Consider the following 16,428-nt stretch of genomic DNA (forward strand, 5'->3'; position numbering starts at 1 on the left):
CATCATCCTACTGAAGGTACCTCATTGCTTCCAGGCTGGCCCATCAATTGCCCAACCAGGGCACGTGCCAGCTTGAGGCATTCGAGGGCCGCCTGCTCCAGTGTTTCCTGACCGGAAAAAGAGGAAGCATCGATCAGCGTCATGGCAGCATCAAGCATCTGGGCCTGATTGGAAAACTCGCTCCTCAGCTCTGTATCTGAAAGATCAGTCATTAAATTGGCGTCTGCCGCTTGACCATCTGCACGTCCATCATTGGACGCGTGCTCCCTCAGGATCAGATTGATGAACGCATATTCATCCTTTGTAAGATCAAAAGCGCTACCCTCCTGCTGTGCAGCAGGATTTAGCAATCTGTTCGCCGTGCCTGTATAACGTGTTTTCATGATTGATCGTGATGAACTACATCTGAATGTTCAGTATCAATTCGCTCGACCAGTGCTATTGACAAGTCATTAAGCACATGATCCACCTGTTATACGTATCGGTTATCGAGGCGTTAACTTAAGGGCAGCAAGATAAAAGCAACAGTTGTGCCAGTTAGCAACAGCTATGTTTGAGCGGAGAGCAGCATCCTTACCTAAATGTCTCTAACGCATAATCAACAAAACTGCGGAGTTTGGGTGAGCGATAACGGTCCTGGGAATAGACTAGGTGCATGGGCCTGCTGGGCAATTGATAATGGTCCAGCAGCTTGACCAACCTGCCCTGCTGCAGATCTTGCCACACCAGGACGTTAGGTAGCATAACGATTCCGATCCCACTGAGCGCGGCCTGCCGAAGCCCCTGGGCACTGTTGACTATGACACGGCCACTGATATCGATGGAAACCTCGCCTTCCGGTCCGCTCAAGCACCAACGCTTTTCGGTCCATCGCCACTCCGTGCCGGCAGGATAGGCGAAGGACAAGCATTCATGGTGGGAAAGCTCTTCCGGCCGCTCTGGGTAACCATGCCGCTGTAGATACTCAGGTGATGCACATATCGTCAGGCCATAGTCCATCAGTGGTCGGGCAATGAGCCGTGACGCATCCAGCGTGCCCAGGCGAATGGCGACATCGAAACCCTCCTCAACCAGATCGACTACTCGATCCGTTAATACCACGTCGAGCCTGATTTCTGGGTACTGGGCCAGATAGTCTGCCAAGGCAGGCATCAGGCATTCCGAGCCAAACGTGGGCGGTGCCGTGAGACGTAAGACTCCATGAGGGTTAGCCTGCGCCTGCTCAGCCAGACGCTCCGAATCGGCTACGAGCCCCAGCACCTCGACGCACCGCTGATAATAGACCGACCCGAACTCTGTCAGGCTTTGCCGCCGAGTAGTCCTGCGCAAAAGACTCATGCCGAGGCGCTTCTCCAACGCGCGGAGATGGTTGCCGACCATCGTAGTGGACAACCCACACTGTTCACCTGCTGCAGTCATGCTGCCACTTTCGACTACACGTACAAACACCATCATGGCTTGATAAAGATCCATTTTAAAGCCTGGATTCAAAGTGATAGAACAATCATAGCGTTTATCTCATATTGCTACATAAAGATACTCAAACCTTCTCTAATAGGAGGCTTTATGACAGCTATCTCTTCAACCTCTACCTTCGGATTTGACCAGACGTCTGCGTTTACAGGCTCATCCCTGCCCTTGATGCAGACATATAGCCCGTTGACGGTCAGCTTTGTAAGGGGCAAGGGAACGCGAGTTTGGGATCAGCAAGGAATTGAATATCTAGATGCTGTTGCGGGTATTGCAGTAACTAATATCGGTCACTCCCACCCGCGGATTACCCAAGTCATTCAGGAGCAGGCCGACCTGCTGATGCACACCTCCAATCACTACAGCATTACCTGGCAGCACGAGTTGGCCGAGCGTCTGACACAACTTACGGATATGCAGCGCGTGTTCTTTGGCAATTCGGGCTCGGAGGCCAACGAGGCCGCTTTTAAACTTGCCCGTCGGTATGCTCAGCATAAAGGCGTCCTAACACCCAAAGTGGTCGTGATGGAAAATGCATTTCATGGACGCACGCTCGCCATGATATCCGCCAGCGACAGCCCTAGTGTTCGCAACGGCTTCGGGCCGTTGATCAACGACTTTGTCAGGATACCGTTTGGTGACTTGGACGCACTTGACGCCGTAACCCAACGGTATGGTGACCAGATTGTAGCATTGCTGGTTGAGCCCATTCAGGGAGAAGCCGGCGTGATAGCGCCACCCGTGGGTTACCTTACCGCGTTACGTACGCATTGCACGCGCAACGGCTGGTTGCTCATGCTGGATGAAATTCAGAGCGGCATGGGTCGTACAGCTGCCTGGTTCGCCTATCAACATGAAGGCATCCAACCCGATGTCGTTACACTCGCCAAGGCGCTTGCCAATGGCTTGCCTATTGGCGCTTGCCTGGCAGCCGGCATTGCTGCCGATCTTTTCACACCAGGAAGCCATGGCAGTACCTTTGGTGGAAATCCGCTCGTATGTCGAGTGGGATGTGCGGTGCTGGATGTTATCAAGGAAGAAGGCTTGGTCCTGCATGCGGCACAACGGGGTACACAACTCAAGGACCGCCTCGAGAACCGCTTGAGCCACCTTTCACAGGTTCAGGCAGTACGCGGCCATGGTCTCCTGCTGGGCATTCAGTTGAATAAGCCCTGCCGATCATTGATGCAACGGGCGCTTGACCGGCATCGCCTGCTAATCAATGTCACGCGGGAAAATACTATTCGCCTGTTACCGCCATTGATCATCAGCGAAGCGGAAGTCGACACGCTTGCGAACGCCATACACGATCTGGTTAGCCAGGAGTGGTAATCATGGATATCTGTCTTGATGACAAGACGGCACTGGTCACGGGTGCAAGCGCTGGCATAGGGGCTGGTATTGCAAAGCTATTGGCTGCCGAGGGTGTCAACCTCGTTCTGCTTGCCGGGGATACGGAGCGGTTGCAGGCCGTTGCTTGTGAGGCGTCCATGCTGGGCGCCCCTACCGTAAAGCTTCTTACAGGGGACTTGGCTGACGAAGATGCGTTGCACAGTGTGCTTGAAGCGATCGAAGGCAGCGTCATTGATATTCTGGTCAATGCCGCGGGCGCCTCGCGTCCTGTCGCATTGATGGCAAGCGAAGAGGAGTGGCGCCAAGCCTTTCTGCTCAATTTCATTGCAGCCCGGCGGCTGACCCATGCCGTACTTCCCGCTATGCAGAACAGACGTTGGGGTCGGATCATTTCAATCAGCGGGTCCATGGAGCCGCGCAGCCTGAACGCGGCGAGCGCAGCCAAAGGTGCTCTACATCTCTGGTCGAAGGGACTTTCCTGTGAGGTCGCCACGCAAGGCATTACCGTCAACTGTATTGCACCGGGTCGAATCCATAGCAGGCAGGTCATGACCCAGCTGCATCCTTCTGCTGAAGCCAGGGCCGACTTCGTTCAGCGTCATATTCCGGCCGGTTATTTTGGCGAGCCTGAAGACGTTGCTGCATTGGTCGCGTTTCTCGCCTCACCACTGGCACGCTACATCACCGGCGCGGTTATTCCGGTAGATGGCGGTATGCATTATTTTGCACACTGACATACGAACCCTATCTGATTTTATCTCCAGAGGGTCCAGAAAGGCTTCGTTGCCTCTGCCACGCAGCCGCTCGACTCAAACCGGGGTGCGAGTCAGCTACCCTAAATGGAAAGGCGGTCGGTGCTGGACCAGACTGACCGCCAAGGTAGCACCTAGCGAGGCTGTAAACGCCAGCTATGAGACTCGAACTGAGCGGCAGGCTTAAAACGCATCACGATTGCCATCAGCACCACAATACCGAATGCCATCAGCAGCCATGCCTGGGAAAGATTGGTTGAGTGCTCTCGTATCAATCCTGCTAAAAAAGGCATACCGCTGGCAATGATATAACCGCCCCCCTGTACGAACCCCATCAATGCGCCAGCGCTTTTGGCATCGCTGACGTGATCCATAGTCACGATCAGGGAGAGCGGAAACAGTGCGCCGATTCCGATACCGAGCAATACGGCGGCGGGAATGGCCATTGACAAGGGCGCGATCACGAGTCCTGCCAACCCCGCCAATATCAGCAGCAACATACCTAATAACGGAACACGCCGATCAGGAAAGCGACCAATGAACATTGATACGGAAAGCCCTGCTGCTACTTCCGTTAGCGTCAGTGCGCCGAGCAGATAGCCGCTGTCAGCTGCAGACCACCCCAACTGAACATAGAACGGCGGGAGCCAGGCGAGTACCAATGTATACGCACCAGTACCGATACCAAAAGCCGCCATCAGCAACCAGGCTTTACCGGCACCCAACGGGAGCCGGACGGGCGCGGTGGCGGCTGGTGCAGTTTCATGTGAGGCAGTCTGCCTCCACGCCAGCGCACCCAGGACTGCAGGAACGGACCACAGGGCAAAAGTGATTTCCCAATTACCGGTGATCTGAGTCAGCGGCGACGCTGACGCTGCAGCAAGCGCGGCCCCACCCATGATACCGGTGGTGTAAAGGCCCATCAGCATACCTACACGGGTAGGAAAGTGACGTTTGATATAAGCGGGCAGTAGCGCCTGTACCAACGCGATACCCAGCCCTGCAAGCATGGCCGTCAAGACAAGCCCGGTTGTCGAAGGCAGCAGCCAGCGTAATACACCTGCAAACGCAATCGCCACTACGCCAGCCATAACCCCTTTATATTCCCCCAAAAGCACCTGAAGCCGTGAACCAAACAAGGCACCCACGCCCATTGCGAATACGGGCAATGTCGTCAGCAGACCTGCCGAAGCATTGGTAAGCCCAGTCGTATGCTGGATTTCATCAAGCAATGGTCCAATCGCAGCCAGGATGGGCCTTAGGTTAAGGCTGACCAGCATCAGGGCCAACACTACTGGCCAGGTTCTATAGGTGTCGTTCGAAGCAGTCATGCACAACTCCTTTTTGATTGTCTGGATTGACCTCTCTATAATTACCTTAATGCAAAGTATCTTAACGTCAAGATATAAGGATAAAATATGACTGATCGAGCTCTGCTTGCTGCTCAGCAGTGGAAAACCCAACGGCCGGATATAGACCCCTTCCCCATGCAGGTTCTGGGGAGATTTGGCGAGCTTGCCCAGCTGATTACGCGGGATTACATCAATCCCTTCTTTGCCCGCTATGAATTGCATCCGGGCGAGTTTGATGTATTGGCCACCCTGCGGCGCTCGGGAGCGCCATTTGCATTGACGCCAACGGCGCTTTATGAGGCGGCAATGATCTCTTCAGGTGGCATGACCAACCGCCTGGATCGTCTGGAGCGCGCCGAATTGATAGAACGGCGCAAACACCCCTCTGACCGCCGCGGTACACTGGTCGCCTTGACAGACAAAGGGCGAATGCTGATCGATGAGATGCTGGCGCCACATGTTGAAAACGAGCGCAAGGTATTGGCCGCACTGACCGCCGCAGAACAGCATCAACTCGATCAGCTCCTGGGCAAGCTGATCGCAGGCCTTTCGAAGGGTGTGTAATACAGAAGGTCATTAAATAAAAAGAAAACTGTCTATGCCGCTTCGCTGTTCTCTCGGCTACAGTCATGTCACGTCACATGCTGTGACCTGCGTCGCTCGGACGGTTCCGGGCGCTTACGTCTATCGAGGAAAACATGGCTGACTCCAGCTCCATGCGTCGCTTCACGCGTATTGATCGTCTCCCCCCTTACGTTTTCAACATTACCGCTGAACTCAAGCTGGCCGCTCGCCGTCGTGGCGAGGACATCATCGACCTGAGCATGGGTAATCCGGACGGCGCCACACCGCCTCACATTGTGGAAAAGCTGTGCCAGGTCGCCCAGCGTGAAGACACTCACGGCTACTCCAGCTCTAAAGGCATCCCTCGCCTGCGCCGCGCCATCTCGCGCTGGTATCAGGATCGTTATTCAGTCGAAATTGATCCGGAGTCCGAAGCCATCGTCACGATTGGGTCAAAGGAAGGTCTCGCCCATCTTATGCTGGCAACCCTGGACGCCGGCGACACGGTACTGGTACCCAACCCCAGCTATCCGATTCATATCTATGGTGCTGTTATTGCAGGTGCCCAGGTACGCTCCGTACCGCTGGTACCGGGTATGGATTTTTTTGCCGAGCTTGAGCGGGCTATTCGCGAAAGTATTCCCAAGCCAAAGATGATGATCCTGGGGTTTCCATCCAATCCCACGGCTCAATGCGTTGAGCTTGAGTTTTTCGAGCGCGTCATCGCCCTGGCCAAGCAATACAACGTTCTGGTCGTTCACGACCTTGCCTATGCCGACATCGTGTTCGACGGCTGGAAGGCACCGTCCATCATGCAAGTACCGGGTGCCAAGGACATCGCCGTCGAGTTCTTCACTCTGTCCAAAAGCTACAACATGGCCGGCTGGCGAATCGGCTTCATGGTAGGCAACCCCGAGTTGGTCAACGCGCTCGCGCGTATCAAGAGCTACCATGATTACGGGACATTTACGCCATTACAGGTAGCTGCGATTGCGGCATTGGAAGGCGATCAGCAATGCGTTCGTGACATTGCTACGCAGTACCAGCAACGTCGGGATGTGCTGGTGAAAGGTCTCCATGAAGCGGGCTGGATGGTTGAGAATCCAAAGGCATCGATGTATGTCTGGGCTAAAATTCCTGAAGTCTATGCGCACCTGGGCTCGCTTGAATTTGCCAAGAAGCTGCTGGCGGATGCCAAGGTATCGGTCTCACCCGGGATTGGATTTGGAGACTACGGCGATGACCATGTCCGTTTCGCGTTGATTGAAAACCAAGACCGTATTCGTCAGGCCGTACGGGGTATCAAGGCCATGTTCCGGGCCGACGGCATCCTTGCCAAACCCGCGGCTCAAAAGGCTGTAAGCTGTAAGCTGTAAGCTGTAAGCTGTGAGGCTAAGGCAGACTGCCTTAGCCTTCTTCTCGACTAACGTGAATGCTTAAGTGCACGCTCCTGGGCATGACGCTCCTGCGCCAGCTCAATTAGCCGAGTGATCAAATCCTGATAAGACAGCCCGCTAGCTTCCCAGAGCTTGGGATACATGCTGATATTGGTAAAGCCCGGGAGTGTATTGACCTCATTGATCAAGACCTCGCCACTGGCTGTCAGAAACACATCGACCCTTGCCAATCCCGAACATCCCAGCACCTTGAATGCGTCCAACGCCAGTGAGCGTATGCGCTCGCTGATCGCAGACGGCAGATCCGCCGGGACATTGACCTCAGCCGCTGCGTCATCAATATATTTGGTGTCGTATGAGTAGAAACCACTGTGCACAACGATTTCTCCGCACGCACTGGCGGCCGGCTCCTCGTTTCCGAGAACCGCACACTCGATTTCACGGCCCTTGACGGCCTGCTCCACCAACACCTTGGTATCGTAGGCAAATGCCTGAGCCATCGCATCAAGGTATTCGGCTTCCGTTTCCGCCTTGCTGACACCTACGGACGAACCTTGATTGGCAGGTTTGACGAACACCGGCGTCCCTAACGCTGCGGTGACCTCACTGAATGAAGTGCGGGCAGCGGTCAGGCGGCTGAACGTTAGGAAAGGAGTAATCGGTAATCCTGCATCGCGCAGTAGCCGCTTGGTAACATCCTTATCCATGCAGACAGCAGACCCCAGCACGCCAGACCCCACGAAAGGCAGATCGGCCATGCGGAGAAGCCCTTGAAGAGAGCCGTCTTCGCCCAAGGGGCCATGCACAATCGGGAAAATGACATCAATTTGCCCCAGCGCCTGGGCAGAGGAGGTTTCAATCAGTTGCTGCTCACGCTGTCCTGGCACAAGGGCCAAGGCTCGATTGGACCGATTGAGTGCAATGAGCGCGGGGTTTTCAGCATGAAGCAGATAATCGGACGCATCATTGAGATGCCATCGGCCTTCCTTGTCGATCCCGATAAGAATGACCTCGAACTTCGCCTTGTCGATGGCGTCGACAATATTTTTGGCGGATTGTAAGGAAACCTCATGCTCCGAAGAGCGACCGCCAAAGATGACCCCTACTCGCGTCTTGCTCACGACCCTGCTCCTCAAGCGTTATACGCAGCCATAGGATACAGGGCAGAAGCGATTTGAAAATCGGGGCTATTGAATTATCGATTAGAAAACTGATTACGCGAACCAGAATCGCCCAGCCTGAATAAAACGCAGTTGTCAGGCACTAACGCCCTGATGCTGCCATTCGGCCTCAAGCTGAGCCTCCAGCAAACTCAAGGTGTTATAGGCTTCCGAGTAATCCAGAAAAGTTTTCTGGACGAGCAGGCGGGCCTGGTCTACCTTTATCTGGTACTGACGAATTTCCTTCTGCAGCTCTACGAGCCGTCTCGCCTTATCTCTTTCCGCCACGCCATCACCCTCCATGAGACCTGAAAAGAGGCGGGCTATTATGTGCTGCAGATCACATTACGGAAATGCCGTCTATCTATCTTTTTAGACCGTTCAGCGGCTTTATCATTGACTAATATCAAGATGATATCTAGCGATATGGCTACGGTCTTTTACCTCTTCTAAGATAAAACAGACATACCAATCCTGGGTCTTTGTTCTTGATGATCGGAGACATACTGGTAAGCCGTCATGCTTCCTTCATCGCGCATTCATCATTTCTTCACATTCGATACGTAGCATTTATATTGACCGCTTTAGTTTCCCCACGGTTACCCGTTCTAAGGCGGTCATTTATTCTCTTCGCCTGATTTAAGTCAGCATCTAATTTCTTTACTCAATCACCCTTCCCGCCTGTGTTCCCGGCTCTGCCCAATGGCTGCACTTGCTGGTGTGTCCGATACCTGGGTTGAAGCTATTGCATGGATCGAGCTTGCGGTAGAACGCTTTTAGGCCCGGCTTGGCATGGTAGAGATGGCCCACGTTGTGTTCTGCCGGATACTCTGCACCACGCTGATCCAGTAAGTCCCACATGCGATGCTCAATCGCCAGACAGTCATTACCTTTCTTGACGATGTAATCCTGATGGAAAACATGGCAGAAGAAATGACCGTAGTACAGCTTATGGACAAGCTTGCCATCGAGGTCAGCGGGAAGCGTTTCGAACCACTCCCGGTCATTGCGTCTCAATGCGATGTCCAGCGCCACGATGTCTTCCACCTCCTTAGGGTGAACGTCCCGATAACGTATCGCTGCGCTGGCAGCGGCAAAGCGATGCAGGAACGCCTTGCGCCCTTCCTCAGCGGTACACCTGAAATAGGCACCACGGGCTTGATCGAAAAAGCTGTCCAGATAATGCTGCGTCTCATCGATCAAAGGGCCCGCGACCTTGAGTATCAAATGATGCTCATACTGATCCCGATGCGCTTTCATTCGCTTGGGCAGATGGCTTGGGAACAACCGGCTCAGTGCCTGCAGAACCCGGTCACCCAGGTGCGATGGTAGAAAGCTGAAACGATTGAATACCTCATCGAAACGGCTCTTGAGCGAGAACAACTTGGGCAGTCGTTCGGTACCCAAGCGGTCGATGATGAGAAAAGTGTCTTTGCCGTAGGCTTCTGCGACGTCGAAGGCATCCCGATGCATATACTCACCGGCAATGGGCAGTTGCGAGAAGTTGGCGAGCATATGCCGCCGGATTTCCGTAAGGTCGGCGGTATCGTTAGTGCCGATATAGAAAACCGCGGTATCTTTCCCGATGGGAAAGGTATCCAGCCGAACCGCAAAAACAGCCAGCTTTCCTGCGCTGCCAGAAGCCTCGTACAAGCGGCTCGTGTCGGCGTTGAAGCGCGCCGGGGTATCGGCATCCACCTCCCGCACATGGCTGGTGTAGCCCTTGTCAGAACCAGCCCCTGCGTCACGTTCGATGTCGGCTTCACTGTACTGGTGATTATCCAGCCGCGTCAGGATTTCCTCCGGCGTACTGCCTAGCGCAACACCAAGGTGATTGACCAGATGAAGCTCACCACGCTCATCCAGACGCGCATAAAGCGCCATCTGGGTATAAGCCGGGCCGCGCTGGATGAGCGAACCGCCTGAATTGTTACAGACACCACCCAGCACGGACGCACCGATGCAAGAGGAGCCAATCACCGAATGAGGCTCCCGGCCGTGAACTTTCAACTCTCGCTCCAGCTGATCAAGGGTGGACCCAGGAAAACAGATCACCTGCTCTCCATTCATGATCAGCTGGATCTTCTTCATGCGCATGGTATTGATGAGCACAATGTCACGGTCGTAATCGTTGCCGTCGGGGGTTGATCCGCCTGTAAGTCCTGTATTGGCCGCCTGCATGATGATAATCGTATTGGCTTTCACACACGCCTTGACCACCTCCCACTGTTCCAGAAGCGAACCGGGCTGAACGACAGCAATCGCATCACCCGTACCAAAGCGATACCCGCTGCGAAATCGCTTCGTGCGGGAGGGGTCGGTCAATACGTGCTGAGGGCCGACCACTCCTTTCAAATGGTGAATAAGCGCCTCCCTGTCATGAGCAATGGCGTCGTCTACAGCAGGAGCGACGGACGATGACGCGTGCATAAGAACTCCAAAGGCAGTAGCTAAAGATTGGCTTCCTCCATGGTAGACCTGACTCCCCCGCGCTTCCACCCACTCGCGGCGAAGGTCTAATCCCGTGAGAAACTACCGTTATCCTTTCAGAGAAGAAGAAATAATCCGGTAATTGTCAGGCTTTGTGATTTGAAACCTTCGTCTTCAAGAGGACATTAATTACAGGTTTGAGCGGGTATAAGGCCGCTTGGGAAGAGAAGTATTAGAGTCGCTACAAAACCTGACTTTTAGTCAGGCCTGTGCAGGCAAACGCAGGCTTGATACCTATTAACTCTGTCCCAATCCTTAGCATCGTCTGTCTGCGCTCATTAGAGAGGTTTTGTTAACCGCTCTTATTCAGGACTCGGTCTTGGCAGGGTCATCAACGGCCAGAATGGCATGGATCATGGCAAGATGACTTAAACCTTGAGGGAAGTTGCCCAGTGCTTCGCCGGTCTTGGGGTCCATCATCTCGGTCATCAATCCCACCCCGTTGGTTGATACCTTCAGCACGTCCTCCATCAATGCCTTGGCGCGCTCGTTGTCACCCAGCACAGCATAAGACTCAACCAGCCAGAACGAACAGGCCAGAAACGCGCCCTCTTCTTTCTCCGCACCGCTATAGCGATACACCAGCGGGCCGCGCGCCAGTTCACGATGGATTGCTTCACACGTGGTGATCAACCGCTGCTTGCTTTCAAAGCCGAAGCGAATAGCAAGCAGGATGCCGGCGTCCAGCTTGTCAGTACCGGCATAGAAGGTATAAGCCTGCTTGGCCTCGGACCAGCAATGTTCATCAATCCAGTCACGAATACGGTCACGCTCACGCTCCCAGCGCTTTTGCATCGTATTGGGAATGTGACCCTTTTCTGCCAACTTGACTGCTCGATCCAAGGCAAACCAACAGCCTAACTTGGACATGGTGTAATGCTGCTCTTCTTCCAGCTCCCACATCCCGGCGTCCTTGCAATGCCATTGATCAGCGCAGAGATTGGCCAGCTCGACCAGCATTCCGGCGGTATTAAAATCCAGGATATGACCGCCCTCCACATACATGAGGATGGTTTCCAAAAGATCGCCATACAGGCTCAGCTGGCATTGATAACTTGCTCGGTTGCCTACTCGAACAGGGCTGGACTTTCGATAGCCCGGCACATTGATCACCCGTTCTTCCGGCGCCTTATCGCCCTCCAGAGTAAAGCAGGTGTGTAGACGGTGGCCGTGCCGACGGATGACGTCCTGCAACCACGCCAGCGCAGCTTGTGCTTCTGCCATGGCACCAATGCGCAGGAATGCTTTGATGGTAAATACCGCATCTCGTACCCATGCATAGCGGTACTCGTAATTCTTGTTGCCTCCCAATCTTTCAGGCAGCCCACACGTAGGTGCCGCCACGATAGCGCCACTTGGCGAATACAAGAGCAGTTTTAGCGCCAGAGCCGAACGAATGACTGCTTCCTTGAACACCCCCTGGTATTGCAGACCTTCAGCCCATTCCCGCCACGCCATGTCACTGCGATCAATACGCTTGTCGACTTCCTCAAGTGTTGGCACAGCCAACGGCTCATTCTCGGTCGCCATCAGCGCCAATATCGTACGGTCCCCTTGTTTCAACGTAACGTGTGCACGCACCAGCCGGTCGGTACATTCATCAATCACCACCTCATCGCCGTAGCACAGCATGGCCATCAGACCATCGATATGCATCACTTCACCGTTCGGTGTCTGGCGAATCCATGGTGAGATGGTCTGGCCTCGCGTACCAGGCACTAACTCGATACTAAGCGTTACCTCACCCTGTACGCCCTCAATACGTCGCCCTAGCTCGGACCAGGGCAACCGGCCAGCAGATCCACTGTTAAGCGACTCGGTCAGGCGGACCTGACCCGAGTCGGTCTCAAACAACGTCTCCAGTACATTGCTGCTTTGCAGATAGGCACGTTGGGCTGTGTAAGGTTGGACAGGGGTAATCGAAAAATAACCACCGCTGGGCGCATCCAGCAGACGATCAAACAGAGGGGGTGAGTCCATATTAGGGGCACACCACCAATCGATGGAGCCGTCAGCCGCTACCAGGGCGACCGAGCGGCCATCACTTAACGCAGCATAATTTTCCAGGGGCGCGTACCCCTCAATGCGGTGCGTCTCGAACGTCTGCATGATGCGATCCGTCAGGCCATGCCGCCGGTTGCGCCGTATACTTCACCCGTCACATAGCTGGACTCCTGGGAAGCCAGAATAACGTAGATCGGAGCTAGCTCTGCCGGTTGGCCAGGCCGCTTGAAGACAGTCTCGCTGCCAAACGACGGAATCTTCTCTTGAGGCTGGCCGCCGCTGGGCTGAAGTGGAGTCCAGAAGGGTCCGGGTGCTACCGCATTGACGCGGATACCCTTGGAAATGACCTGTTTGGCCAACGCCTTGGTAAAGGCAGTGATCGCCGCTTTGGTAGGCGCGTAATCCAGTAGGGTTTCCGACGGTTGTACGGCCTGAATGGACGTGGTGTTGATAATAGCGGCACCGGCCGGCATATGCGGAATTGCCGCCTTGCATAGCCAGAACAGCGCATACACATTGGTCTTGTAAGTGGCGTCGAATTGATCAGTGGTCAAATTGGCGATGTCTTCAACGGCTGTCTGCTTACCTGCCACGTTGACCAGAATATCCAGTCCACCCAGTGCATCCTTGGCTTTGCCAATCAATTCATTGCAAAAGGCCTCGCTTTTCAGATCGCCCGGAACGCAAACCGCTTTACGACCTTCCGCTTCGATCAGTTGTACAACTTCTTTCGCATCCGCCTCTTCTTCAGGCAGATAATTCAGCACGATGTCGGCCCCCTCGCGCGCATAAGCGATGGCCGTTGCTCGCCCGATACCCGAGTCCGCGCCGGTAATAAGCGCCTTGCGGCCCGCAAGACGTCCAAATCCCTTGTAACTGGTTTCACCGTGATCAGGGCGTGGCTGCATGTCCTGAGCGAGACCGGGCGGATTTTGAGGCTGCTTCGGAAATTCTGGCTGGGGATATTGGGTCAGGGGATTCTGCATGGTGTACTGGTTATCAGTAGGCATAAAATAGTTCTCTCGTTCAGTGACGCCGCGATGAAAAGATGAAGGCGGCTTGGATAAAGACAGCGGACGTGTCCAAGTGCTGTCTAAAAATGGGAAAGCCTGACTGCGGAGATGGTTCCATCCGATTTTGGATCGAACTTAATGCATCAAGTGCTTGACGATCCTAAGTGGACGTAACGTGACGAAAGAAATATTAAATAAAAAGCGGTCTGAAGCTTTAAAATCGTCCCGCAAAAGATATTTAGAAAAATTCACCAGCCTTTAGCTGGCTCGTCCACAGGATGGGTTTGCTACAGCATATTCCTACCAGTAATCGAGACTACATAAAATTACTCTCAACTCATTACGCGCTCCTGCTGACTGCGCCCAAAGGAACCGTAACAGACTCCATCTTGGTCTAGCCCTTTGTGCTGTAATAGCGCTCGGGCTAACCTCTCGCCAGTTTCCTATCATCATTCCTGACGCTCTTGGAAAATACCCAGGCGATGCGCTTTGGGCGCTCATGATCCTTACAGGTCTGGCTTTGATCGCGCGCCGCGCCAATGCTGCATGCCTGGCGGTAACAGCATTTAGTATTTCATGTGCGGTGGAGGCAACGCAGCTTTACCAGGCGCCCTGGATCAATGCGATTCGCCACCATCCGCTAGGCCATCTTGCCTTGGGCACTACGTTTTCCTGGATGGATATCGTTGCTTACGGTATCGGCATATTGGCGGGCGTTTTGATCGATGGCCTGGCCAGACTCACAGTAAAGGCTAGCCACTCACTCAAAGCAGACGCCTGAAATGATTCTGGCGCAGCAAGCGCTTACTGTCCTTTGTTCTGGAAGGTCGCAAGATAGGCAAGCAGGTCGGCAATCTGCTGCTCATTACTCATTCCCCAGAAACGCATCTTTGTGCCGGGTACGACCTTGTCCGGATCCTTTAAGTAGGCAGCGAGGGTTTCCTCATTCCAGAAAATTCCTGACGCTTTCATGGCCTCGGAATAGTTGAAGTCTTCAGTAGCCCCTGCCTTGCGTCCGAAAATAGCGTTGAGTTCGGGGCCGAACGAGCCCCTGGCATAGGTCCCCACCTTATGACAGTTACCACACCAGGACGTAAAATACTTTTTCCCTGCCGTTGCGTCACCGGCACCATAGGCGACTCCGTGCACCAGCAAGGCCAACGTCATTAACACCCAGTTTCGCATGTCTTCTCCCGAATACGATTAGCGACGCCTGACAATCATTATGCCTGTGTAATACAGCCACGTTCATTGATATGAAACGTAATGACCAACCATGGCCAGAAGTCAAGGCCTGCACTCTCCTACTTTGCATAACGTCATCGCTCAGCTGGCAAGTACTCCTGCTTGTCAGCGCTTCAGGACCAATGGCTTTGCCAGCCTGTTGAAGGTGGTCTATAGGTTCCTTTCTCGGTCTTGTGACTGACTGAGCCCTAATGGACACACAAGGAAAGTTATCATGTTCAAGCTCACCCCTCTGGCGCTTATCGTCCTTGCCTCGTTCAGCAGCCTTGTCGTAGCTGAAAACAACCGCGCCACACAAACGCAGAGTGGATTCGACAATGAGGTTTCCCTGGAGCAGCGTGGCGACGGTAATAACGCGACACAGGAGCAGCTGTTAGCAGACCACCAGAGCTCAACCGTTATACAAACGGGCAATAACAATGACGCCGACGTACTGCAACAAGCCTCTGGCCATAAAATGACGCTTGACCAGACGGGTAATGGCAATAACGCTGCTGTACATCAAGCTACCGCCGGGAGTGGAAGCGACGCTTCGATCCTGCAGGTTGGCGATACCAATGTTGTCACTGTAAACCAGCAGGGCGGTGACTCTGGTTACGACGCCACCTTATACCAGGAGGGCAACAATAATATTCACACGATCGAGCAAGCAGGCGATGGGCGCGCCACGTTGACAGCCAATACTCTGGGTAACGGCAACACGATTAATGCATTACAACGAACGGGTGTATCGGCCAGCCTTACTCAGCTAGGTGAAAATAATCAGATCACACTTGAACAGAGCGGTTATAGCAATAACAGAGAGGGGGACAACGCTTCTGTAGTGCAAAATGGCGATGCGAATGTACTTACTTTGAATCAACTGGGTTACAACCCAGGTAAAACTGCCACGCTGTCTCAGGAAGGCAACAATAACGTGTACACGATCGATCAAATCGACGATGGCGTAACTACGTTGGTGGCCACTACCTTGGGTAACGGAAATACCATTACGGCGCTTCAGGAAAAAGGCAAATCAGCCACGCTTTCCCAACAAGGCGATAACAATCAGATCGCACTGGCCCAACGTGGTGGCCCGATGGAAGCTGATGTAAGTGTTGTGCAAAATGGCAACGAAAACAGCGCAACAGTTGATCAGTCAACAGGGAGTCGTTATGGCGCTTATTCCACCCGCCTGGCTCAAGAGGGAGATGCCAACACCGCTTCCCTCATTCAAGGAGGCGGCCTGAACGTGATAGACGTCGCGCAGGACGGTAACGGAAACGAGCTGACAATCGACCAAGACACAATAGCCGGGACCCTTATTGGCCGATCTGCCGGCACTCGCAACCAGGCAAGCATCAGCCAGGAAACATCCATTACCACCCTGTATTTCTCGCAGGAAGGAGACGCCAATCAGCTCACTGTCGATCAGGCTGGCATCAATAGCCAGGCACGTGTCGACCAGTTTGGTACTGCCAATGAAGTCTTTATTTCCCAACGCGGACCTACGGAGTTATTTACCGGGCCGGCTAATTCAGCAACGGTCATGCAGAGCGGAGCAGGTAACACCGCTACGCTTTATCAACAATGAGCGGTGTGGGTCCTGATAAAGCAATAAGCAGGGTGGCCTGTCCGGTATCGCTCCT

15 protein-coding genes are annotated in these 16,428 nt (G+C 53.9%); 6 read left to right on the forward strand and 9 right to left on the reverse strand.

The genetic code is table 11. The features are described from left to right. Window positions 1-2: 2 nt before the first annotated feature. Both GM154_RS21945 and GM154_RS21950 read right to left on the reverse strand, forming a co-directional pair. A complete protein-coding gene (locus tag GM154_RS21945; protein ID WP_074829344.1) occupies window positions 3-383 on the reverse strand; it encodes a hypothetical protein in 381 nt (126 codons plus the stop codon). Between the two features lie 190 nt (window positions 384-573). Next, window positions 574-1,473: a LysR family transcriptional regulator gene (locus GM154_RS21950; RefSeq protein WP_219653354.1), complete on the reverse strand. Its 900-nt coding sequence runs from the start codon at window positions 1,471-1,473 to the stop codon at window positions 574-576. Window positions 1,474-1,641: 168 nt separating this feature from the next. Here GM154_RS21950 and GM154_RS21955 point away from each other — a divergent pair, with 168 nt between their 5' ends. Further along, on the forward strand, window positions 1,642-2,802 hold the full coding sequence (locus GM154_RS21955; RefSeq protein ID WP_374940338.1) for an aspartate aminotransferase family protein: 1,161 nt from the start codon (window positions 1,642-1,644) through the stop codon (window positions 2,800-2,802). Between the two features lie 2 nt (window positions 2,803-2,804). Next, entirely contained in the window at window positions 2,805-3,557 is a 753-nt protein-coding gene (locus GM154_RS21960) for an SDR family NAD(P)-dependent oxidoreductase (protein WP_219653356.1), read from the forward strand. Between the two features lie 152 nt (window positions 3,558-3,709). Here GM154_RS21960 and GM154_RS21965 read toward each other — a convergent pair whose 3' ends face one another. Then, window positions 3,710-4,906 carry an MFS transporter gene (locus tag GM154_RS21965; RefSeq protein WP_219653357.1) on the reverse strand — a complete coding sequence of 399 codons (1,197 nt, stop codon included), beginning with the start codon at window positions 4,904-4,906 and terminating at the stop codon, window positions 3,710-3,712. A gap of 87 nt (window positions 4,907-4,993) precedes the next feature. Between GM154_RS21965 and GM154_RS21970 the strand changes: the two genes are divergently transcribed. After that, window positions 4,994-5,491 carry a MarR family winged helix-turn-helix transcriptional regulator gene (locus GM154_RS21970; RefSeq protein WP_219653358.1) on the forward strand — a complete coding sequence of 166 codons (498 nt, stop codon included), beginning with the start codon at window positions 4,994-4,996 and terminating at the stop codon, window positions 5,489-5,491. Window positions 5,492-5,625: 134 nt separating this feature from the next. Beyond that, the gene (gene alaC / locus GM154_RS21975) at window positions 5,626-6,867 is read left to right on the forward strand and encodes an alanine transaminase (RefSeq protein WP_219653359.1); all 1,242 of its coding nucleotides are present in this window, start codon (window positions 5,626-5,628) and stop codon (window positions 6,865-6,867) included. A gap of 47 nt (window positions 6,868-6,914) precedes the next feature. Here alaC and ddlA read toward each other — a convergent pair whose 3' ends face one another. The 5 genes from ddlA to GM154_RS22000 all read right to left on the reverse strand — a co-directional run bounded on the left by ddlA (window position 6,915) and on the right by GM154_RS22000 (window position 13,552). Next, the gene (gene ddlA / locus GM154_RS21980) at window positions 6,915-8,009 is read right to left on the reverse strand and encodes a D-alanine--D-alanine ligase (protein WP_219653360.1); all 1,095 of its coding nucleotides are present in this window, start codon (window positions 8,007-8,009) and stop codon (window positions 6,915-6,917) included. A 135-nt stretch (window positions 8,010-8,144) separates the two neighbouring features. After that, window positions 8,145-8,336 carry a hypothetical protein gene (locus GM154_RS21985; protein ID WP_010798621.1) on the reverse strand — a complete coding sequence of 64 codons (192 nt, stop codon included), beginning with the start codon at window positions 8,334-8,336 and terminating at the stop codon, window positions 8,145-8,147. Window positions 8,337-8,708: 372 nt separating this feature from the next. Next, window positions 8,709-10,478: a D-lactate dehydrogenase gene (gene dld, locus GM154_RS21990; protein ID WP_219653361.1), complete on the reverse strand. Its 1,770-nt coding sequence runs from the start codon at window positions 10,476-10,478 to the stop codon at window positions 8,709-8,711. 366 nt (window positions 10,479-10,844) lie between these two features. Continuing rightward, entirely contained in the window at window positions 10,845-12,647 is a 1,803-nt protein-coding gene (locus tag GM154_RS21995) for a glycoside hydrolase family 15 protein (protein ID WP_219653362.1), read from the reverse strand. 11 nt (window positions 12,648-12,658) lie between these two features. Next, a complete protein-coding gene (locus GM154_RS22000; protein ID WP_074829320.1) occupies window positions 12,659-13,552 on the reverse strand; it encodes an SDR family oxidoreductase in 894 nt (297 codons plus the stop codon). A gap of 454 nt (window positions 13,553-14,006) precedes the next feature. On the opposite strand from GM154_RS22000, the gene GM154_RS22005 reads away from it, so the two are divergent. Then, the gene (locus GM154_RS22005; RefSeq protein ID WP_308460630.1) at window positions 14,007-14,336 is read left to right on the forward strand and encodes a DUF2809 domain-containing protein; all 330 of its coding nucleotides are present in this window, start codon (window positions 14,007-14,009) and stop codon (window positions 14,334-14,336) included. Between the two features lie 23 nt (window positions 14,337-14,359). Here the strand turns inward: GM154_RS22005 and GM154_RS22010 are convergent, their stop codons facing one another. Next, complete coding sequence (locus tag GM154_RS22010; RefSeq protein ID WP_219653363.1) at window positions 14,360-14,740, reverse strand: cytochrome c family protein; 381 nt, start codon at window positions 14,738-14,740, stop codon at window positions 14,360-14,362. Between the two features lie 274 nt (window positions 14,741-15,014). Here GM154_RS22010 and GM154_RS22015 point away from each other — a divergent pair, with 274 nt between their 5' ends. Beyond that, window positions 15,015-16,373, forward strand: a complete 1,359-nt coding sequence (locus GM154_RS22015) for a hypothetical protein (protein WP_074829308.1) — start codon at window positions 15,015-15,017, stop codon at window positions 16,371-16,373. Window positions 16,374-16,428: the final 55 nt, after the last annotated feature.

The sequence above is a fragment of the Pseudomonas sp. MAG002Y genome, from assembly GCF_019400845.1.
Lineage (GTDB): Bacteria > Pseudomonadota > Gammaproteobacteria > Pseudomonadales > Pseudomonadaceae > Chryseomonas > Chryseomonas luteola.